The organism is Vogesella amnigena (genome assembly GCF_042648905.1).
Classification (GTDB): Bacteria; Pseudomonadota; Gammaproteobacteria; order Burkholderiales; family Chromobacteriaceae; genus Vogesella; species Vogesella amnigena.
The window spans coordinates 107,291-125,577 of sequence record NZ_JBHRYH010000005.1 but is presented as its reverse complement, the minus strand read 5'-3'; the positions used below and the strand labels follow the sequence as shown (position 1 = coordinate 125,577).

At 62.9% G+C, this 18,287-nt stretch carries 20 protein-coding genes; 17 read left to right on the top strand and 3 right to left on the bottom strand.

Translation table 11 applies throughout. The annotated features are described in order from the left end of the window. The first annotated feature begins 7 nt into the window (after positions 1-7). From cmk to ACFOKJ_RS02310, 14 genes are all read left to right on the top strand, one after another. A complete protein-coding gene (gene cmk, locus ACFOKJ_RS02375) occupies positions 8-667 on the top strand; it encodes a (d)CMP kinase (RefSeq protein ID WP_390276390.1) in 660 nt (219 codons plus the stop codon). 154 nt (positions 668-821) lie between these two features. After that, positions 822-2,501, top strand: coding sequence for a 30S ribosomal protein S1 (rpsA, locus tag ACFOKJ_RS02370; RefSeq protein ID WP_390276523.1), 1,680 nt, complete (start codon positions 822-824; stop codon positions 2,499-2,501). A 9-nt stretch (positions 2,502-2,510) separates the two neighbouring features. Continuing rightward, positions 2,511-2,807: an integration host factor subunit beta gene (locus tag ACFOKJ_RS02365; RefSeq protein WP_390276522.1), complete on the top strand. Its 297-nt coding sequence runs from the start codon at positions 2,511-2,513 to the stop codon at positions 2,805-2,807. A 170-nt stretch (positions 2,808-2,977) separates the two neighbouring features. Further along, entirely contained in the window at positions 2,978-3,271 is a 294-nt protein-coding gene (locus ACFOKJ_RS02360) for a lipopolysaccharide assembly protein LapA domain-containing protein (protein WP_390276389.1), read from the top strand. Between the two features lie 33 nt (positions 3,272-3,304). After that, positions 3,305-4,468, top strand: a complete 1,164-nt coding sequence (gene lapB / locus ACFOKJ_RS02355; protein ID WP_390276521.1) for a lipopolysaccharide assembly protein LapB — start codon at positions 3,305-3,307, stop codon at positions 4,466-4,468. A 17-nt stretch (positions 4,469-4,485) separates the two neighbouring features. Continuing rightward, entirely contained in the window at positions 4,486-5,232 is a 747-nt protein-coding gene (gene pyrF, locus ACFOKJ_RS02350) for an orotidine-5'-phosphate decarboxylase (protein ID WP_390276388.1), read from the top strand. A gap of 14 nt (positions 5,233-5,246) precedes the next feature. After that, positions 5,247-6,209 carry a D-glycero-beta-D-manno-heptose-7-phosphate kinase gene (rfaE1, locus tag ACFOKJ_RS02345; RefSeq protein WP_390276387.1) on the top strand — a complete coding sequence of 321 codons (963 nt, stop codon included), beginning with the start codon at positions 5,247-5,249 and terminating at the stop codon, positions 6,207-6,209. 27 nt (positions 6,210-6,236) lie between these two features. Beyond that, on the top strand, positions 6,237-6,815 hold the full coding sequence (locus ACFOKJ_RS02340; RefSeq protein ID WP_390276386.1) for a DUF924 family protein: 579 nt from the start codon (positions 6,237-6,239) through the stop codon (positions 6,813-6,815). A 52-nt stretch (positions 6,816-6,867) separates the two neighbouring features. Further along, positions 6,868-7,863, top strand: coding sequence for an ADP-glyceromanno-heptose 6-epimerase (gene rfaD, locus ACFOKJ_RS02335; protein WP_390276385.1), 996 nt, complete (start codon positions 6,868-6,870; stop codon positions 7,861-7,863). 210 nt (positions 7,864-8,073) lie between these two features. Continuing rightward, positions 8,074-8,529 carry a transcriptional regulator NrdR gene (nrdR, locus tag ACFOKJ_RS02330; RefSeq protein WP_390276384.1) on the top strand — a complete coding sequence of 152 codons (456 nt, stop codon included), beginning with the start codon at positions 8,074-8,076 and terminating at the stop codon, positions 8,527-8,529. 193 nt (positions 8,530-8,722) lie between these two features. Beyond that, the gene (locus ACFOKJ_RS02325; protein WP_390276383.1) at positions 8,723-9,259 is read left to right on the top strand and encodes a GNAT family N-acetyltransferase; all 537 of its coding nucleotides are present in this window, start codon (positions 8,723-8,725) and stop codon (positions 9,257-9,259) included. Further along, positions 9,256-10,365, top strand: a complete 1,110-nt coding sequence (gene ribD / locus ACFOKJ_RS02320) for a bifunctional diaminohydroxyphosphoribosylaminopyrimidine deaminase/5-amino-6-(5-phosphoribosylamino)uracil reductase RibD (protein ID WP_390276382.1) — start codon at positions 9,256-9,258, stop codon at positions 10,363-10,365. Before ACFOKJ_RS02325 ends, ribD begins: the two co-directional genes overlap by 4 nt. Before the next feature lie 100 nt (positions 10,366-10,465). Continuing rightward, complete coding sequence (locus tag ACFOKJ_RS02315) at positions 10,466-11,152, top strand: hypothetical protein (RefSeq protein WP_390276381.1); 687 nt, start codon at positions 10,466-10,468, stop codon at positions 11,150-11,152. 152 nt (positions 11,153-11,304) lie between these two features. Continuing rightward, positions 11,305-12,789, top strand: coding sequence for a carboxypeptidase M32 (locus ACFOKJ_RS02310; RefSeq protein WP_390276380.1), 1,485 nt, complete (start codon positions 11,305-11,307; stop codon positions 12,787-12,789). Positions 12,790-12,849: 60 nt separating this feature from the next. On the opposite strand, the gene ACFOKJ_RS02305 is transcribed toward ACFOKJ_RS02310, so the two are convergent. The 3 genes from ACFOKJ_RS02305 to ACFOKJ_RS02295 all read right to left on the bottom strand — a co-directional run bounded on the left by ACFOKJ_RS02305 (position 12,850) and on the right by ACFOKJ_RS02295 (position 14,743). After that, positions 12,850-13,584, bottom strand: a complete 735-nt coding sequence (locus ACFOKJ_RS02305) for a UDP-2,3-diacylglucosamine diphosphatase (protein WP_390276379.1) — start codon at positions 13,582-13,584, stop codon at positions 12,850-12,852. Between the two features lie 77 nt (positions 13,585-13,661). After that, the gene (locus ACFOKJ_RS02300; RefSeq protein WP_390276378.1) at positions 13,662-14,159 is read right to left on the bottom strand and encodes a peptidylprolyl isomerase; all 498 of its coding nucleotides are present in this window, start codon (positions 14,157-14,159) and stop codon (positions 13,662-13,664) included. A gap of 20 nt (positions 14,160-14,179) precedes the next feature. Then, on the bottom strand, positions 14,180-14,743 hold the full coding sequence (locus tag ACFOKJ_RS02295) for a peptidylprolyl isomerase (RefSeq protein ID WP_390276377.1): 564 nt from the start codon (positions 14,741-14,743) through the stop codon (positions 14,180-14,182). A gap of 168 nt (positions 14,744-14,911) precedes the next feature. Here ACFOKJ_RS02295 and ACFOKJ_RS02290 point away from each other — a divergent pair, with 168 nt between their 5' ends. The 3 genes from ACFOKJ_RS02290 (at position 14,912) to ACFOKJ_RS02280 (ending at position 18,015) form a co-directional block, all read left to right on the top strand. Then, positions 14,912-15,634, top strand: coding sequence for an LPP20 family lipoprotein (locus ACFOKJ_RS02290; RefSeq protein ID WP_390276376.1), 723 nt, complete (start codon positions 14,912-14,914; stop codon positions 15,632-15,634). Positions 15,635-15,640: 6 nt separating this feature from the next. Further along, positions 15,641-16,942 (top strand): flagella assembly protein FlgT middle domain-containing protein, encoded by a 1,302-nt coding sequence (locus ACFOKJ_RS02285; RefSeq protein ID WP_390276375.1) that lies wholly within the window; start codon positions 15,641-15,643, stop codon positions 16,940-16,942. Between the two features lie 74 nt (positions 16,943-17,016). Then, positions 17,017-18,015 (top strand): extracellular solute-binding protein, encoded by a 999-nt coding sequence (locus tag ACFOKJ_RS02280; protein WP_390276374.1) that lies wholly within the window; start codon positions 17,017-17,019, stop codon positions 18,013-18,015. Positions 18,016-18,287: the final 272 nt, after the last annotated feature.

Sequence of the window (18,287 nt, the reverse complement as noted above, 5' to 3'; positions counted from 1 at the left end):
ATAAGACATGCCTACCTTGAAACCTGTTATCACCATTGATGGCCCGTCGGCGTCCGGCAAGGGTACCGTAGCCGCGCTGGTGGCGGACAAGCTTGGCTTTCATTACCTGGATTCCGGCGCGCTGTACCGGCTTACCGCGTTGTATGCGCTGCGCGAAAGTGTGAACTGGGAAGACGCGCTGGGTGTGGCCAGGTTGGCCGCACAGCTGCCGGCAGCATTTCGCGATGGCAAGGTGTGGCTGGATGGCAACGATGTCAGCGCGGCGATTCGCGCCGAGGATATCGGCATGGGCGCCTCGAAAGTGGCGGCGCTGCCGGAAGTGCGTGCCGCGTTGCTGGAGCGCCAGCGCGCTTTTCTGGTACCGCCCGGGCTGGTGGCCGATGGCCGCGACATGGGCTCGGTGGTGTTTCCGCGTGCCGAACTGAAGGTTTTTCTGACCGCCAGCGCCGAGGTGCGGGCCGAGCGGCGCTATAAGCAGTTGATCGCTAAGGGGGAATCTGCTAATCTCGATCGGATTCAGCTGGATATCTCCGAACGGGATGCGCGCGATGCCGCCCGAGCGGTTGCCCCGCTGAGGCAAGAGCCGGATGCCCGCTTGCTGGACACCTCGGCCCTGACTATCGACCAGGCGGTCGATCAGGTGCTGGCGTGGTTTGCCGCCGTCTGACAACAGACCGCAGGCGATAACCGCAACGACGTGGCCCGGCCATTAATTTTTTGTAAACGCAGCTTGTATTTCCTTGCGCTGGCTGCGTCTATCAACCTGACCCCGCGTGACGCAAGGCACGCCTATGTGAGTATATCGAATGACTACCTTCGAAATGGAAAGCTTTGCCGCGCTGTTTGAAGAAAGCCTGTCCCTGCAGGAAATGCGCGCCGGTGAAGTGATCACCGCTGAAGTTGTTGGCGTTGATTCCAACTTCGTGACCGTGAACGCCGGTCTGAAGTCCGAATCCCTGATCCCGGTTGAAGAATTCAAGAACGACAACGGCCAGCTGGAAGTTAACGTAGGCGACTTCGTTACCGTTGCGATCGATTCCCTGGAAAACGGTTTCGGCGAAACCAAGCTGTCCCGCGAAAAAGCCAAGCGCCTGGCGGCCTGGGTTGATCTGGAAGAAGCGCTGGAAGCCGGCAAGATCCTGTCCGGTGTTATCAGCGGCAAGGTGAAGGGTGGTCTGACCGTTATGGTCAACGGCATCCGTGCCTTCCTGCCGGGTTCCCTGGTTGACGTACGTCCGGTGAAAGACACCACTCCGTACGAAAACAAGGAAGTCGAGTTCAAGGTTATCAAGCTGGACCGCAAGCGTAACAACGTTGTGGTATCCCGCCGCGCCGTTCTGGAAGAGACCCTGGGCGAAGAGCGCAAGGCACTGCTGGAAACCCTGCGCGAAGGTGCTGTTATCAAGGGTATCGTCAAGAACATCACCGACTACGGTGCGTTCGTTGACCTGGGCGGCATCGACGGCCTGCTGCACATCACCGACCTGGCATGGCGTCGTGTGAAGCACCCGTCCGAAGTGCTGGCAGTTGGCGACGAAGTAGAAGCCAAGGTACTGAAGTTCGATCAAGAGAAGAACCGCGTATCCCTGGGCCTGAAGCAACTGGGCGAAGATCCGTGGGTGGGCCTGTCCCGTCGTTACCCGTCCGGCACCCGCCTGTTCGGCAAGGTGACCAACCTGACCGACTACGGTGCGTTCGTGGAAATCGAGCAGGGCATCGAAGGTCTGGTACACGTGTCCGAAATGGACTGGACCAACAAGAACGTACACCCGTCCAAGGTAGTTCAGGTTGGCGACGAAGTGGAAGTGATGATCCTCGAGATCGACGAAGAGCGTCGTCGTATCAGCCTGGGCATGAAGCAGTGCCAGGCCAACCCGTGGAACGAATTCGCCGACAACTTCAAGAAGGGCGACAAGCTGAAGGGCGCGATCAAGTCCATTACCGACTTCGGCGTGTTCGTTGGCCTGCCGGGCGGCATCGATGGTCTGGTGCACCTGTCCGACCTGTCCTGGACCGAAACCGGCGAAGACGCCGTGCGCAAGTTCAAGAAGGGTGACGAGGTTGAAGCCATCGTTCTGTCCATCGACGTGGAAAAAGAGCGTATCTCACTGGGCATCAAGCAACTGGAAGGCGATCCGTTCAACAACTTCGTTGCCATGAACGACAAGGGCTCCCTGGTGAAGGGTACCGTGAAGTCTGCTGACGCCAAGGGCGCCGTGATCCAGCTGGATACCGACGTTGAAGGCTACCTGCGCGCTTCCGAAGTATCCCGCGACCGCGTTGAAGACATCCGCACCCACGTTAAAGAGGGTGACGAAGTTGAAGCCGTGATCATCGCCGTGGATCGCAAGAGCCGTTCCATCAGCCTGTCCATCAAGGCCAAGGACATGCAGGAAGAGAAAGCTGCCATGGCAGCCGTATCCTCCGATGCAAACGTGTCCGCTGGTACTACCAGCCTGGGCGCGCTGCTGAAGGCTAAACTGTCCGGCGGCAACGAGTAAGCCATGGACATGACCAAATCTGAGCTTATTGCGAGGCTTGCCGAGCGTTATCCTCAGTTGGTCGCCAAAGATGCTGAGCTGGCCGTCAAGACCATTCTGGATGCGATGGCCGGCAGTCTGGCAAAAGGGCAGCGAATCGAGATTCGCGGTTTCGGCAGCTTCGATCTGAACTACCGTCCACCGCGGGTTGGCCGCAACCCGAAGTCAGGCAGCAGCGTTGTCGTTCCTGAGAAATACGTGCCTCACTTCAAGGCAGGCAAGGAACTGCGTGAGCGGGTAGATCTCGCGAACGAAGCCGACCAGTAAACTGCTGGCAGCCTGTCAAGCAACGCTGCGACCCCACGGTCGCAGCGTTTTTTTATTTCCGGCGTGCTTGGGGGGGCGGGCGCTTTCGTTTAAACTTGCCCCGCTGGCCGTTCTGCCGCCGTTGTCATGGCGCCTGCGGCCGTTTTCTGTGCCAACCAAGTGAGATTGCCATGCGTTACCTGTTCCGCTTGTTTGAGCTGCTGCTGCTCGTGTTGCTGGTTGCCGTCACTGTGCAGAACAGCACCGTGGTTGAGTTCAAGCTGTTCTTCGGCCATAGCTGGCAGGTGCCGTTGATCCTGTTGCTGCTGATTTTCTTTGTCGCTGGAGCCGTCATTGGCCTGGTGGCCACGTTTGCCTATTCCCTGCGCGTCCGTCGCGAGCTGTCGCAGCTCAAGAAGGAACTGCGTTCCCGTCAGACCGCCAGCAAGGTGGTGGTTGATCCGAGTGATGCCCTGGCCGACTAGGCTGGCGGCTTTCCTGTGTTCCGAGGTTGAATGTTGGATCTAGATCTGTGGTGGCTGTTGCTGTTCCCGGCGTTTTTTGGTCTGGGATGGTTGGCCGCGCGCGTCGATTTGCGCGCGGTATTGAAACAGGCCAAGGAAGTGCCGGCTGCTTTCTATAAAGGGCTGGACGCGCTGGTGGATGACCGCACCGACGTGGCCTCGCGCTCGCTGGCCGAAGTGGCGCGCGCGCACCCGGATGCGCTGGATGTGCAACTGAGCCTGGGCAAGCTGTACCGTCGCCGCGGCGAAAACGATCGCGCCATTCGCCTGCACCAGCAGACGCTGGAGCTGCCGGATCTTACCGCCGAGCAGCGGGCGCAAGTGCGCTACGAGCTGTCGCAGGATTTTCACAAGGCCGGTCTGGTGGACCGCGCGGAAGAAACGCTGCTGACATTGCTGAAAAGCCACAGCATGGGCAAGCCGGCGCGCGAGCAGCTGCTGACCATCTACCAGCAGGACCGCGACTGGGAAAAGGCAATTGCCACCGCGCGCGAACTGCGCAGCGACGCGCATTCCTTCCAGCATGAAGTGGCGCAGTTCTTCTGCGAGCTGGCGCAGGCCGCGCTGTACCAGTCCGACTATGCCAAAGCCCGCCATTACGTGGCTGAAGCGTTTGCGGCCAACCGCAAGTGCGTGCGCGCCAGCATTCTGCTGGGCGATATCGAGGTGGCCGAAGGCCAGCTGGAAGCGGCAATTGCCGCCTGGCAGGCAATCGAAAAACAGAACTACGAGTACCTGGCGATGGTGGCCGAACGCCTGTTCGACGCCTACGAAGCGCTGGGCAAACCGCAGGAGGGTATTGCCCTGCTGCGTGGCTACCAGCGCACCTTTTCGCAGCTGGAGCTCACCGATCTTCTATACCAGAAAGTGGCCACCTACGAAGGCGAGGCCAAGGCGCTGGAAGCCGTGCGTGAAGCGGTACATGCCCGCCCCAACCTGCTGGGTGTTTACCGCCTCATCGAGGCGCAGATGGATGAATTGAGCCCGGAAGGGCGTATGGATGCCGAGGTGGCGCGCGCGCTGGTGATGAAGCACGCGCAGAAGCTGAACGTGCACCGCTGCAAGCGCTGCAATTTCCGCTCGCGGGCGTTCTTCTGGCACTGCCCGGCCTGTGGCGAGTGGGAAAGCTTTACGCCCAACCGCTCGGAAACCCATTGAATAGAATACGGAACAGCATGAACCCCCTGATTCTCGACAATGCCGCGGGTGTTACCGCGTCGCCAGTGCTGGTGGCACTGGATTTCGCCACCGCCGATGCCGCGCTGGCTTTCGCTACCCGTCTGGACCCGGCCGAGTGCCGGTTGAAGGTGGGCAAGGAGCTGTTTACCGCTGCCGGCCCGCAGCTGGTGGAGCAGTTGGCCGCACGCGGCTTCCAGGTATTCCTGGACCTGAAATTCCACGATATTCCCAACACCGTGGCGCAGGCCTGCAAGATGGCCGCCGACCTCGGTGTGTGGATGGTCAACGTACATGCCTCCGGTGGCCGCCGCATGATGAGCGCCGCTGCAGACGCACTGGCACACTGTAGCCAGCCACCGCTGCTGATTGCGGTTACCGTGCTCACCAGCATGGAAGCTGCCGACCTGGCCGAAATCGGCATCACCGTGTCGCCGCACGAGCAGGTGCTGCGCCTGGCGCAGCTCACCCGCGATAGCGGCCTGGACGGCGTGGTGTGTTCGGCACAGGAAGCCAGCGAGCTGAAGTCGCTGCTGGGGCAGGACTTCAAGCTGGTGACCCCGGGCATCCGCCTGGCCGATAGCGCCGCCGACGACCAGCGCCGGGTGATGACCCCGGTGGCAGCACTGGAAGCCGGTGCCGACTACCTGGTGATCGGCCGGCCGATCACCCGCGCCGAGGACCCGCTGGGCGTGCTGTCCGACATCAACGCCGATATCCGCGCCTGGCAACAGGCGCGCGGCTGAGGGTAGGGGCATCGATGAGTCTGCTGCAGCAACTGGGCCTGACCCCTGACACCCTGAGCAACAAACTGGCCACCAGCCGCGTGCTGGTGGTGGGCGACGTGATGCTGGACCGCTACTGGTTCGGCGATGTCAGCCGTATTTCGCCGGAAGCACCGGTGCCGGTGGCGCGCATCAACCGCATGGAAGAGCGTGCCGGTGGTGCGGCCAACGTGGCGCGCAACATCGCCAGCCTGGGCGGCAAGGCCACCATCCTGTCGGTGGTGGGTGACGACGAGGCGGCCAGCGCGCTGTCGCGCCTGCTGGCCGCCGATGGCATTACGGCGTCGCTCAAGCGCGATCCGGAAATCTCCACCACGGTGAAACTTCGAGTAGTGGCGCGGCAGCAGCAGCTGATCCGCCTGGATTTCGAAGACGCGCCAAGCCACGAGATTCTGGCCGATAAGCTGGACGAGTACGCCGCCATCGTTGCCGAGCACGATGTGGTGATCCTGTCCGACTACGGCAAGGGTGGTCTGACGCACGTATCGCGGATGATCGAACTGGCGCGTGCCGCCGGCAAACCGGTGCTGATCGATCCCAAGGGCGACGACTACAGCAAGTACGCCGGCGCCACCCTGCTGACCCCGAACCGTAGCGAATTCCGCCAGGTGGCCGGCAGCTGGCAGAACGAGGAGCAGCTCAATGCCAAGGCCGAAGCCCTGCGCAGCGAACTGAACCTGGATGCGCTGCTGGTAACGCGCAGCGAAGAGGGCATGACCCTGTTCCGCGCCGAAGGCGCGCTGCACGAGCCGACGCTGGCCAAGGAGGTGTACGACGTGTCCGGTGCCGGCGATACCGTGATCGGTACCCTGGGCCTGATGCTGGCCGCAGGCTTGCCGTTGCCACAGGCAATGTCGCTGGCCAATGCCGCTGCCGGCATCGTGGTGGCCAAGCTGGGCACCGCGGTATGCCAGCAACGCGAGCTGTTCGCCCTGTAACGTTGTAGCTCGGAAAGCGAGGACGGCATGTTGTGGCATGAGGAAGTCCTGCAGTTCTGGTTTGGTGGCAGTAGCGACGAGATGCTGGCCATTCCACGCGATGCCTGGTTCAAGAAGGACGAGGTGTTTGACAGCATCATTCGCGAGCGCTTTGGTGCGCTGGTGGAGGCGCTGCAAGCTGGCAAGCTGGCGCCAGTGCTGGACGATGCCCGCCAGGCACTGGCCTGGCTGATCGTGGCCGACCAGTTTCCGCGCAACCTGTTCCGCGGCGAGGCACGGGCCTTTGCCAGCGATGCACTGGCACGCGAGGTGGCGCACCTGGTACTGGCAGCTGGGCTGGACGCCGGGCTGCCGCCGGTGGCGCGCTGGTTCTGCTACCTACCGCTGGAGCACAGCGAGCAACTGGCGGACCAGGACGAATGCGTGCGCCGCTTTGCCGCGCTGCCACCGGACAGCCCGGGTTACGCCAACGTACTGGATTTTGCCCGCCGCCATCAGGTGATCATCGCGCGCTTCGGTCGCTTTCCGCATCGCAATGCTGCGCTGGGGCGTGGCAACACCGTGGAAGAAACCGCCTTCCTGCAGCAGCCTGGCAGCGGTTTCTGATCAATTATTTGCTGGGTTGGCCGCAGGCCAGCCTGCTTAACAAGGAATACACATGACCATCGTGGTTACCGGCGCCGCCGGCTTCATTGGCTCCAATATCGTCAAGGCACTGAATGCGCGTGGCGAAACCGACATCCTGGCGGTAGACAACCTTACCAAGGGCGACAAGTTCGTCAACCTGGTGGATTGCGAGATCAGCGACTACCTGGACAAGGAAGACTTCATCAACCTGATCGGCAGTGGCGATTTCGATGGCGAGATCCGCGCCATCCTGCATCAGGGTGCCTGCTCGGACACCATGAACCACGATGGCAAGTACATGATGGAGAACAACTACCAGTACACGCTGGAGCTGTTCGAATTCTGCCAGGCCGAGTCCGTGCCGCTGCTGTACGCCTCCAGTGCCGCCACCTACGGCAAGGGCACGGTGTTCAAGGAAGACCGCCAGTACGAAGGCCCGCTCAACGTTTACGGCTACTCCAAGTTCCTGTTCGACCAGGTGCTGCGTCGCCGCATGCGCGAAGGTCTTACCGCCCAGGTGGCCGGCTTCCGCTACTTCAACGTCTACGGCCCGCAGGAGCAGCACAAGGGCCGCATGGCCTCGGTGGCGTTCCACAACTTCAACCAGTACCGCGAAACCGGCAAGGTGAAGCTGTTCGGCGGCTACGACGGTTACGCCAACGGCACCCAGAGCCGCGACTTTGTGTCGGTGGAAGACGTGGTGAAGGTGAACCTGTACTTCCTGGATAACCCCGACCAGAGTGGCATCTTCAACCTCGGCTCCGGCCGCGCGCAGCCGTTCAACGACGTGGCGGTGGCCACCGTCAATGCCTGCCGCCGCCACGAAGGCAAGCCGGCGCTGAGCCTGGCCGAGCTGGTGCAGCAGGGCATCCTGGAGTACATCGACTTCCCGGAGGCGCTGAAGGGCAAGTACCAGAGCTTTACCCAAGCCGATATCGGCAAGCTGCGCGAGGCCGGCTACCAGGAGCCGATGCTCACCGTGGAGCAGGGCGTGGATCGCTATGTGGACTGGCTCATGACCCGTTAAGCGAGTTGGCCGCATGCATTGCAACGGGTCGCCAGCGGCGGCCCGTTTTGCATTCGGGATGATGGGTTGCCAAAACCACCACTTGGCGATGCTTGGCGGCGGTTGATGATCTTTTGGAGATAGCGGTAAAAAGATCATCAACAGGCTCTTAAATTGACAGCGGGTTTGCTGATAACATTCCGCTATGGCCAGCAAGCGAGATGTAAAACAATGAAATGTCCTTTCTGCGGTGGTATGGATACCCAGGTGGTGGATTCCCGCGTCAGCGATGACGGCAGCACCATTCGCCGCCGCCGCCGCTGTCTTGCCTGCGAGAAGCGTTTCACCACCTTCGAGACTGCCGATGTGCGCATGCCGCAGGTAGTGAAGGCCGGTGGCCATCGCATCGATTTCGACGTGGAGCGGGTGCGCACCAGCTTCATGCGCGCGCTGCACAAGCGCCCGGTGTCCACTCCGCTGGTGGACGACGCCATCGATCGCATCTGCCAGCGTCTGTTGCAGCTGGGCGAGCGCGAGGTGTCCAGCCGCCAGATCGGCGAAATGGTGATGAGTGAACTGGCCAAGCTGGACAAGGTGGCCTACGTGCGTTTCGCCTCGGTATACAAGAGCTTTCAGGACATCGCCGAGTTCAGCGATGCCATCAAGGAAATTCAGAAGAAACCCTGATGCCTGGCCGTGCCGCCGCCATGCTGCGGCCCGTTGCCTTTTGCGGCTGCCCGCTGTGCAAGCTGCCGCTAGGCTCTGCGTGTAGCGGCTGCCTGCCCTAGGATGACCGGGTCGATCCAGTGGAGTCATGGTGTCGGCAGCCTTCCTGTTCTCGGGCTTTGTAAACACTCTCCGATCTGCCATGGGGCCTGTCATGACCACATCCCGCATCACGTTGTGCGATGCCGAAGAACGCCACGCTGGCCAGCTTTACCATCTGGTCAACACTAGCCGCGATGCGCTGGGGCAGTGGTTGCCGTGGGTGGAAAATGCCCGCAGCGAGCAAGACGTGCGCGATTTCCTGCAGTTGCGCGCCTGCGAAAGTAGCGTGGGTAGCGCGCGTACCTGGCTGATCCTGATTGATGATGTCCCGGCGGGCATGTGCGATCTGCACGACATCAGCCATCAGGACAAGCGCGCCAGTCTGGGCTACTGGCTGGGCGATGCTTTCGTCGGCCATGGCATCCTGCCGCAGGCACTGCAGCAGTTGCTGGCTATCGCTTTCCAGCAATTGGGCCTGCACCGGCTGGAAATCATCACCGCTGCGGCCAACCTGCGCAGCTGTGCGGTAGCAGAGCGCATGGGCTTCCATCAGGAAGGCGTGCTGCGCGGCTACCTGCATATTCGCGACCGCTTCTGGGATGCCCGCATCTATAGCCTGCTGCAGGGCGAGTGGGCCGCACAGCCATGAGCTTCTCCGCCGATGATCACCGCTACATGCAGCAGGCGTTGCGCCTGGCTGCTGCCGCCACTCGCCGTGCTGCGCCAAACCCCGGCGTGGGCTGTGTACTGGTACGCGACGGCGTGGTGATTGGCGAGGGCGCCACCTTGCAGGTAGGCGGCGACCATGCCGAGATCCAGGCGATCAAGGATTGCCATGCGCGCGGCCTGAGCCCGGCCGGTGCCACCGCCTATGTGACGCTGGAACCGTGCAGCCACCACGGCCGCACGCCGCCATGTGCCGAGCGGCTGATCGCTGAAAACATCGGCCGCGTTGTCGCTGCCATGGTGGACCCGTATCACGAGGTGGCAGGTCGCGGCATTGCCATGCTGCAGGCGGCCGGTATTCCGGCCGAGGCAGGGCTGCTGGAGGCCGAGGCACGACGCGTGCATCGCGGCTTCCTGTCGCGGGTGACGCGGCAGCGGCCGTGGGTGACGCTGAAGGCTGCCGCCACGCTGGACGGCAAGACCGCGCTGCTCAACGGCGTCAGCAAGTGGATCACCTCTGCCGATGCGCGCCGCGATGTACATGCGCTGCGTGCGGCCAACTGTGCCGTGCTCACCGGCAGCGGCACCGTGCTGGCGGATGATCCGCAGCTGACGGTGCGCGACGCGCCCTGCCTGCGCCAGCCGGCGCGGGTGGTGGTGGATGGTGGTCTGGCCACATCGCCGCAGGCGCGCATCTATGACACCACGCAGGCCGCTACCTGGCTGGCCACCTGCGTCAGCGACGAGGCACGGCTGGCGCCGTTCCGCGCCCGTGGCGTGCAACTGCTGGTGCTGCCGGGCAGCAATGGCCATGTCGATCTGCCGGCACTGTTCGCCGCACTGGCGGGGGCCGGCATCAATGAACTGATGGTGGAAGCCGGCGCCGGGCTGAATGGCGCGCTGCTGCAGGCCGGGCTGGTGGACGAGGCGGTGCTGTATCTGGCGCCGTATCTGGTCGGCGATGCCGCACGCGGCCTGTTTGCCTGGCCGGCGCTGCAGTCGCTGGATGACAAGCTGCCGCTGGATATTGTTGATGTACGTCAGGTTGGCTGCGATCTGCGCCTGAGTCTGCTGCCACGGTACCGTTGATTTCGCGCTTGGTACTCTTTCGGAATTGTCTGATAAAGAATGAGGCGCTATGCTGGGGCCCGCGCAGGACCCTCTGCGCGCATTGTGGAGACAGTCTCGCATGAGTAGTGCGCATAAGAGCGATAAAAAGCAGGACTCTGGCGATGGCCAGGAGGCACTGGATGCCTACCTGCGACTGCTGGAAAGCAAGGGGGCGGACAGCGAGGTGCTGGCTCTGCGCCGGCGCGTGTTGTCGAGGCTGAACCTGATCATGCGTGGTCAGCCACGCACCACCACCATCTATCGCTCGGCGGTGGATGCGCTGCTGTCGCTGTGCCTGCCGGAAGACCGCCCTGGCGCCATGACTGCCGCGCGCGAGTACTACTATTTCTGGATCGGTGACGTGAAGAAAGTCACCGAGATGAACGCCCGTTCCGGCTTTACCACCCGGCATGTACGCCTGCCGGTGTTGTCCTCCTTCGATGACCTGCAGCAGAGCATGCAGCAGGCCGGCTACCAGCAGTTTCCCCCTTCGCTGGAGCTGTACCTGGGGCAGCTGTACGAACTGGGTTCCGACGAGGTGGTGCTGGGCGAGCGCGGTGCACTGCTCAAGCCGCTGCTGTTCCTGCTGCACGACCAGGCGCATCACCCGGATAGCTACCGCATGGCGGTGGATGCCATGCTGCTGCACCTGGCAGACAGCGAGGCGAAGGAAAGCTTCCTCAGCATTGCCCGCGAATTCTTCTACTACTGGCTGTCGTTTCCGGATGCCGATATCCGCGGCCAGTTCGGCGTGCAGTCCGCCTGAGCGCGCGGGTGTGATCTCGCCTGCGGCGCCAGGAAGTCATGGCGCCCAGGCACAAGCGGCTGTGCCCTGAAGCCAGCTGTTCCGCCGGCCAATTGAGTATCGGTCTTGCCAATGGCATCATGCGGCCAACCCTGATCCCCCCGGAGACCCGCATGCGCACTGCCGCCTACCTGCAACTGGAAACCACCTTTACCCGCCTGTACCGCTACCAGCACCTGGCTGCCATTGCCGGCTGGGACCAGGCGGCGATGATGCCCCCCAAGGGCAACGATGCCCGTGGCGCCGCCATGGCCGAGCTGTCGGTGCTGATGCACGGCACGCTCACCGACCCGCAGCTCAAGACCTGGCTGGCTGCCGCCGAGCAGGAAGACCTGGACGCTACCCAGCGCGCCTCGCTGCGTGAGATGCGCCGCAGCTGGCAGCATGCCAACCTGCTGCCGGCCTCGCTGGTGGAAGCCAAGGCACTGGCCGGCAGCCGCTGCGAACACGCCTGGCGCGAACAGCGCAAGGCCAACGACTGGCAGGGCTTCCTCGCCAATTTCCGTGAAGTGCTGCGCCTGTCGCGCGAAGAGGCGCAGCTGCTGGCCGATGCCAGCGGCAAGGGGCGTTACGACGCGCTGATGGACAAATACGAGCCGGGCATGAGCAGCGCCGAGGTGGAGCGCATCTTCGGTGACGTGAAAACCTGGCTGCCGGGCTTGATCCAGCAAGCCATGGACAAGCAGGCCGGCGAGACGCTGATCGCGGCACAAGGGCCGTTCGCAGTGGACAGCCAGCGCGCGCTGGGGGTGGAGATCATGGGCCTGCTGGGCTTTGATTTCGACGCCGGCCGGCTGGATGTGTCGGTGCACCCGTTCTGCGGCGGCGTGGCCGAAGACGTGCGCATCACCACCCGCTACCGCGAGGACGACTTCATGCAAAGCATGATGGGCATCGTGCACGAAACCGGTCATGCCCGTTACGAGCAGTGCCTGCCGCGCGAGCTGGTGCACCTGCCGGTGGGGCAGGCGCGTTCGATGGGCATCCACGAAAGCCAGAGCCTGTCGTTCGAGATGCAGCTGGGCCGCAGCCCGGCCTTCCTGCAGTTGATCGCGCCGCTGGTAACAAAACATCTGGGGCAGCAGCCGGCTTTCGATGCGGCCAACCTGTCGCGCATGTACACCCGCGTGCGCCCCGGCTTCATCCGCGTGGATGCCGACGAGCTGACCTACCCGGCACACGTGATCCTGCGCTTCGAGATCGAGCGTGCGCTGATCGAGGGCGACATCGAGGCCGAGGACATTCCGGCGCTGTGGGCGGAAAAGATGCAGGCCTACCTGGGTATCGACACGCGCGACAACTACCGTGACGGTTGCCTGCAGGATATTCACTGGACCGACGGCAGCTTCGGCTACTTCCCCAGCTACACCCTGGGTGCCATGTACGCGGCGCAGTATTTCGCCACCATCCGCCGCAGCGTGCCGGATCTGGATGCCCGTATCGCTGCTGGCGATCTGGCGCCGGTATTCGACTGGCTGCAGGCCAATATCTGGTCGCAGGCCAGCCGCTGGGAAACCGCCGAGCTGGTGCAGCGCGCCACCGGCGAAGCACTGAACCCGACGCATTTCCGCGCGCATCTGGAAGCGCGCTACCTGTAAGGCGCGCTAGCTGTAAGACAAGACGACACCCGTGGCAGCCGGCCTGCCACGGGAACTTTCTTAGTGGTGGTGCAGTGTCAGCGGGTGGGCGCTCAGGCCCACACTGTCCAGCCGCAGATAGCCGCCGTGGCCGTCGTGCCAGTCGGCAATCACCCAGCGCTCGCGCAGTTCGCCATTGACCAGGTGCTCGTGGCGAGCCGGGCGATGGGTGTGGCCGTGAATCAGCGTGGCGCCGGGGTGGGCAGCCAGTAGCTGCTCGATGGCCGCCGGGCTGACATCGCTGATCTCGCTCATGCCCTGGGTCTGTTTCTTGTGTTCGCTCATGCCGCGTATCTGGCGGGCAATGGCATGGCGTTCGGCCAGCGGCTTTTGCAGGAACGCCGCCTGCCAGGCCGGCTGGCGCACCATGGCACGAAACTGCTGATAGGCGGCATCGTCGGTGCATTCGCCATCGCCATGTACCAGCAGGTAATCGCGGCCATGCCGCTGCAGCAGCTGCGGCTCGTCCAGCAGGGTGGCGCCGCTGGCGGCGGCGAAACCCGCGCCCAGCAGAAAGTCGCGGTTGCCGCGCATCACATACAGCGGCGTGACGGCGCTGAAATCACGCATTGCGGCCAACATGGCAGCGTGGAACGGGCTGTCGTCGTCGTCGCCTACCCAGTACTCGAACAGGTCGCCCAGGATATACAGCGCATCGATCTTGCCGCGCCAGTCGGCCAGGGTGCGGCTGAACAGCTCGCCCAGCCAGCTGGCTTCGTCTTGCAGGTGCAGGTCGGAAATGAAATGAATGGCCATGATCGCTTCGGATTCAAAAAGGGCCGCGCAAGGCGGCCCGGGTTCGGCTGGTGACGTGTTACAGATCGTGCCCAGGCTTAGCCCTGGATGATCTCGGCCTTCTCGATCACCACCGGCTCCAGCGGCACATCCTGGTGGCCGCCGGCGCGGCCGGTAGCCACGGTCTTGATACGGTCAACCACGTCCTGGCCTTGCACTACCTGGCCGAATACGCAGTAGCCCCAGCCCTGCATGCTCTCGGTGCGGAAGTCCAGGAAGTCGTTGTCGGCCACGTTGATGAAGAACTGGGCGCTGGCGGAGTGCGGGTCCGGGGTGCGGGCCATGGCAATGGTGTAGGCCTTGTTGGACACACCGTTGTTGGCTTCGTTCTTGATCTGGTCGCGGGTGTCCTTCTGCTCCATGTCGGCGGTAAAGCCGCCGCCCTGGATCATGAAACCGTTGATCACGCGGTGGAAGATGGTGCCGTCGTAGTGGCCGTCCAGCACGTATTGCTCGAAGTTGGCCACGGTTTTCGGGGCCTTGTCGGCGAACATTTCCAGAACGATGTCACCGTGGTTGGTGGTCAGCTTGATCATGGGGTAATCCTTGCGTGTGCTCAGGGTTTATAGATGGCCTTGGTGATCACTACCGGCTCCAGCGGCACATCCTGCATGCCGCCGATATAGCCGGTGCGCACCTTGGAGATGCGGTTCACCACATCCATGCCGGCAGTCACCTTGCCGAATACGGTGTAGCCCCAGCCTTCCGGCGTCTTGCTGCGGAAGTCGAGGAAGTCGTTGTTCACCAGGTTGATGAAGAACTGCGACGTGGCGGAATTGGGGTTGGGCGTGCGCGCCATGGCAATGCTGCCGATCACGTTCTTCAGGCCGTTGTCGGCTTCGATCGCCACCGGGGCGCGGGTGGGTTTTTGCTGCAGCTCGCCGTCTTTCACGACGAAGCCGCCACCCTGGATCATGAAGCCATCGATGATGCGATGGAACAGGGTGTTGCTGTAGTGGCCGGCCTTGACGTAGGCCACGAAGTTTTCCACCGTCTTGGGCGCCTTGACCGGGTCCAGTTCGATGATGATCTGGCCCTTGTTGGTGCTCAGTTCGACCTTGGGGGCCGCCTGGGCTGCCAGCGGCAGCAGCATCAGCAGCGGAAGCAGCAGTTTTTTCATGCGCAAATCCATGGAAGCAATTACCGGCGGCAGTGTAGCATGGCCGCCGTTTGCCGGCAGCGGCTGCGCTTTTCAAGCATGGGCTTGCAAATGGCCTCAAGCTTTGTGAATCGCTGCCGATAAAGCAGACACGCGATACAAGCATATGAATAGCAAGCGGAGCATGCGATGAAACTCACCCGACTGTTACCCGGCCTGATGGCCATCACGGCCCTGACCGCCTGCGCCTCGACCCCCGGCGCGGATGCCGGCCAGCAATGGATGGTGGTGGCCGCGGCGCCCGGCACCGCGCCCGGCACGCAGCTGGAGCCGGCACCCGGCGTGGCCGGCAGCAGCGAGCAACTGGGCATTGCCCGTCAGCCGATGATGACGCCGGGCGGGGTGATGATGGGCGGTGGCTATGTTGGCCCGCTGGCCGAGCCGGCCGCGCCCAAGCCGGAGCAGTACAATGCGCTGCGCATCCGCGTGGTTGGCCGCGGCGCGCCGCCGCTGGGCAAGGACCTGTCACTGGTGCAGCGCCGCCTGCTGGCGATGCGTGCCGCGCAGCTGGATGCCTACCGCGCCATGGCGGAACAGGTGCAGGGTTTCAAGTTGTCCGGTAACAGCTCGGTAGGCAACCTGGTTACCACCAACGACAGCTTCCGCGTGTATGTAGATGCCTACCTGCGCGGCGTGCGCCTGCTTTCCACCGAGTTCAAGCCGGATGGCAGCAGCGAGAGCATTGCCGAAGTGGTGCTGGACGAGGGCTTCTTCAAGGCTTACCGTACGGCTCTGGCGACCACCGGCAACGTGGCTACCGCTGCCCGTGTGCTGCCTGCCAACGATGGCAGCAAGCTGGGCTGCACTGATAGCGGCTGCGTGTACGGCGGGGACTTCTACGTTTCGCACTGAGCAACCATGTTGACATCCACTCTGTTGCGCGCCGCCTTCGGGGCGGCGTTTGTCTTTCTGGCGCCGCTGCCGGCGCTGGCGGAAATCTATCGGGCCGAAGGCATGGCCTCGCTGGAGGTTGGCCGCGTCGCCGCGCGCCAGGCCGCCATCGAGGACGCACTGCGGCAGATTGCCATTACCCATCAGGGTGGTTTGCAGGGCAGCAGCCAGGCCGCGGATGGCGCGGTGGTGGCGGAAAGCCTGATGCTTGGCCCGGTAAGCCTGCCGGGCAAGACCAGGGTGCTCAGTGAAACCCAGCGTGCCGGCATGCTGATTGTGTCGGTGGAGCACGATACCGACCCGCCGCTTCCGGCGGCCCAGCAGGCGGGAGCGACTGGCGGCGGCGCCTCCTGCCAGCGCTCGGCGTTGCCGCCGGGGCGCTTTCTGGCGCGACGTATCGTCAGTACTTATTTCAGCGTGCAGCAACCGGCGCAGGCCAGCGATCTTGGCGGCATTGCCAGCTGGTTTCCGTCGCAGCTGGCCAGTAAGCTGAACCAGCAGCGCGATGTGCAGGCGCTGGATGCCAGCCAGATGAGCCTGTTCCCGCAGGGGCAGGTACAGGAACCATGGCAGGCAGTGGAAACCGTGCGTGATATCGGCCGCCGCGAAAGCGTGCAGTTCGTGCTGGCTGGCCGCATCGTCGATACCGCCGTTACCCGCAAGGAGCCCCGGCCGATTGCCTTTGACCAGCGCAACGATACCGATCAGGGCGTGTACTACACCGGGCCATTGTCCGGGCTGCTGGGCTTGTCCATTCAGCCGGTGCCGGTGCAGCGCCGGCTGGTAGTGGAGTACTGGCTGTATGACGCGCTCAGCGGCGGTGTGCTGCTGCGCGAGCAACTGACGCGCGAGGCCCGCGGCAATGTCAGCATGGCGTCGATGCACCTGTTCGACACCGGGACGCTGGCCAGCTCCGACTATGGCCGGCTGATCGAACAGACAATGGGCGAGATTGCGGCCAAGGTGCGGGACACCATGCAGTGCCTGCCGTTCAGCAGCCGGGTGGCACGGGTGGAAGGCGACAAGGTGTACCTGGAGGCCGGCGCACTGGATGGCCTGGCGCTGCGCGATCGCCTGCTGCTGTACAAGCCGCGCCCGGCCAGCGAGGTACGGCGCATGGATGGCCAGGTGCTGGGAGTGCCGGAGCAGGTGATCGGCGACCTGGAAATCGTGCAGGTACAGCCGCGGCTGGCGGTTGGCCGCATGCGCAACAGCAGCCTGAAAGTGGAAGCGGGCGATTGGGTGCGCTTCCCCGTTCGGCCTAATTAATGTTTCGTATTGATATTAATTCTTATTGGTATTAGAATTTTCTGCATTAAATTGTTTCCACATGTAGAAAAGGATTGGTCGTGAGCAAGAAGATCGTATCGCTGGCGGTACTGGCTGCGCTGAGCAATGTGGCGGCAGCTGAGGAAATCACTCTCTACACCGCTCGCGCCGAGCAGCTGATCAAGCCCATCGTGGCGGTTTTCGAGCAGGAAACCGGCATCAAGGTAAACGTGGTCAGCGGCAGCGAAGGCCCGCTGATGGAGCGCCTGAAAGCCGAAGGCAGCAACACCCCGGCCGATGTGTTCATGACCGTGGATGCCGGCAATCTGTGGCAGGCCAACAATATGGGCCTGTTCCAGCCAGTGAAATCCGCTGCGCTGGCGGCCAACATCCCGGCGCATCTGCGCGACCCGGGTAACAACTGGTTCGGCCTGTCGGTTCGCGCCCGCACCATTTTCTACAACAAGCAGACCGTGAAGCCGGAACAGCTGTCCAGCTACGAAGATCTGGCCAGCCCGAAGTGGAAGGGCAAGCTGTGCCTGCGTACCTCCAAGAAGGTGTACAACCAGTCGCTGGTCGGCACCATGATCGGCAGCTACGGCCCGGTGAAGACCGAGAAGATCGTGCGTGGCTGGGTGGACAACCTGGCAGCGCCGGTATTCCCGGATGACACCAAGATGCTGGAAGCCATCGGCGCCGGCCAGTGTGATGTCGGCATTGCCAACACCTACTACTACGGCCGTCTGCTGAAGACCCAGCCGAATCTGCCGGTAGGCCTGTTCTGGGCCAACCAGAAGCTGGATGGCGTGCATGTGAACGTATCCGGCGCTGGTGTCACCAAGTACGCCAAGAATGCCAAGGGTGCGGTGAAGCTGCTGGAATGGCTGTCCACCGAGAAGGCGCAGAAGCTGTACGCCGACATCGACATGGAATTCCCAGCCAACCCGAAAGTGGCGTCGAATCCGGTGGTGGCGTCGTGGGGCAAGCCCAAGCAGGATCTGATCAACGTGTCTGAAGCCGGCTCCAAGCAGGCACAGGCAGTGATGCTGATGGACCGCGTCGGCTACAAGTAAGCGTAGCTGCCAACCATGCCGGGGCGCTTCGGCGCCCTGAATGTTGTTGAAAAAGTCCTTTCGCGGTGCGAAAGGACTTTGTTTTGTAAGCTGGCAGCCTGTCGCTGCCGCTAGTGTGTAATCCGCGCATGTTTCCGCCGTCCGAGGCCGCCTCGGCACGCTCGTTGTTTTCTGCCGGCTATCGTTCGCCGACCGCTGCCGGCCAGCAAGAGTACTGCAATGTCGTTTGAGAAAATCCTGCCGGCGCCGGATAATCGGCAGCTTTCCTTCCC

Excerpts from the sequence above, each read along its gene's own strand:
- rfaE1 (WP_390276387.1), top strand. The coding sequence starts at position 5,247 with ATGAGTCTGCTGCAGCAACTGGGCCTGACCCCTGACACCCTGAGCAAC.
- nrdR (WP_390276384.1), top strand. The coding sequence starts at position 8,074 with ATGAAATGTCCTTTCTGCGGTGGTATGGATACCCAGGTGGTGGATTCC.
- ACFOKJ_RS02290 (WP_390276376.1), top strand. The coding sequence starts at position 14,912 with ATGAAACTCACCCGACTGTTACCCGGCCTGATGGCCATCACGGCCCTG.
- ACFOKJ_RS02360 (WP_390276389.1), top strand. The coding sequence starts at position 2,978 with ATGCGTTACCTGTTCCGCTTGTTTGAGCTGCTGCTGCTCGTGTTGCTG.
- rpsA (WP_390276523.1), top strand. The coding sequence starts at position 822 with ATGGAAAGCTTTGCCGCGCTGTTTGAAGAAAGCCTGTCCCTGCAGGAA.
- cmk (WP_390276390.1), top strand. The coding sequence starts at position 8 with ATGCCTACCTTGAAACCTGTTATCACCATTGATGGCCCGTCGGCGTCC.
- ACFOKJ_RS02315 (WP_390276381.1), top strand. The coding sequence starts at position 10,466 with ATGAGTAGTGCGCATAAGAGCGATAAAAAGCAGGACTCTGGCGATGGC.
- ACFOKJ_RS02325 (WP_390276383.1), top strand. The coding sequence starts at position 8,723 with ATGACCACATCCCGCATCACGTTGTGCGATGCCGAAGAACGCCACGCT.
- ACFOKJ_RS02300 (WP_390276378.1), bottom strand. The coding sequence starts at position 14,159 with ATGATCAAGCTGACCACCAACCACGGTGACATCGTTCTGGAAATGTTC.
- pyrF (WP_390276388.1), top strand. The coding sequence starts at position 4,486 with ATGAACCCCCTGATTCTCGACAATGCCGCGGGTGTTACCGCGTCGCCA.
- ribD (WP_390276382.1), top strand. The coding sequence starts at position 9,256 with ATGAGCTTCTCCGCCGATGATCACCGCTACATGCAGCAGGCGTTGCGC.
- ACFOKJ_RS02295 (WP_390276377.1), bottom strand. The coding sequence starts at position 14,743 with ATGAAAAAACTGCTGCTTCCGCTGCTGATGCTGCTGCCGCTGGCAGCC.
- ACFOKJ_RS02305 (WP_390276379.1), bottom strand. The coding sequence starts at position 13,584 with ATGGCCATTCATTTCATTTCCGACCTGCACCTGCAAGACGAAGCCAGC.
- ACFOKJ_RS02310 (WP_390276380.1), top strand. The coding sequence starts at position 11,305 with ATGCGCACTGCCGCCTACCTGCAACTGGAAACCACCTTTACCCGCCTG.
- ACFOKJ_RS02365 (WP_390276522.1), top strand. The coding sequence starts at position 2,511 with ATGACCAAATCTGAGCTTATTGCGAGGCTTGCCGAGCGTTATCCTCAG.
- rfaD (WP_390276385.1), top strand. The coding sequence starts at position 6,868 with ATGACCATCGTGGTTACCGGCGCCGCCGGCTTCATTGGCTCCAATATC.
- ACFOKJ_RS02340 (WP_390276386.1), top strand. The coding sequence starts at position 6,237 with ATGTTGTGGCATGAGGAAGTCCTGCAGTTCTGGTTTGGTGGCAGTAGC.
- ACFOKJ_RS02285 (WP_390276375.1), top strand. The coding sequence starts at position 15,641 with ATGTTGACATCCACTCTGTTGCGCGCCGCCTTCGGGGCGGCGTTTGTC.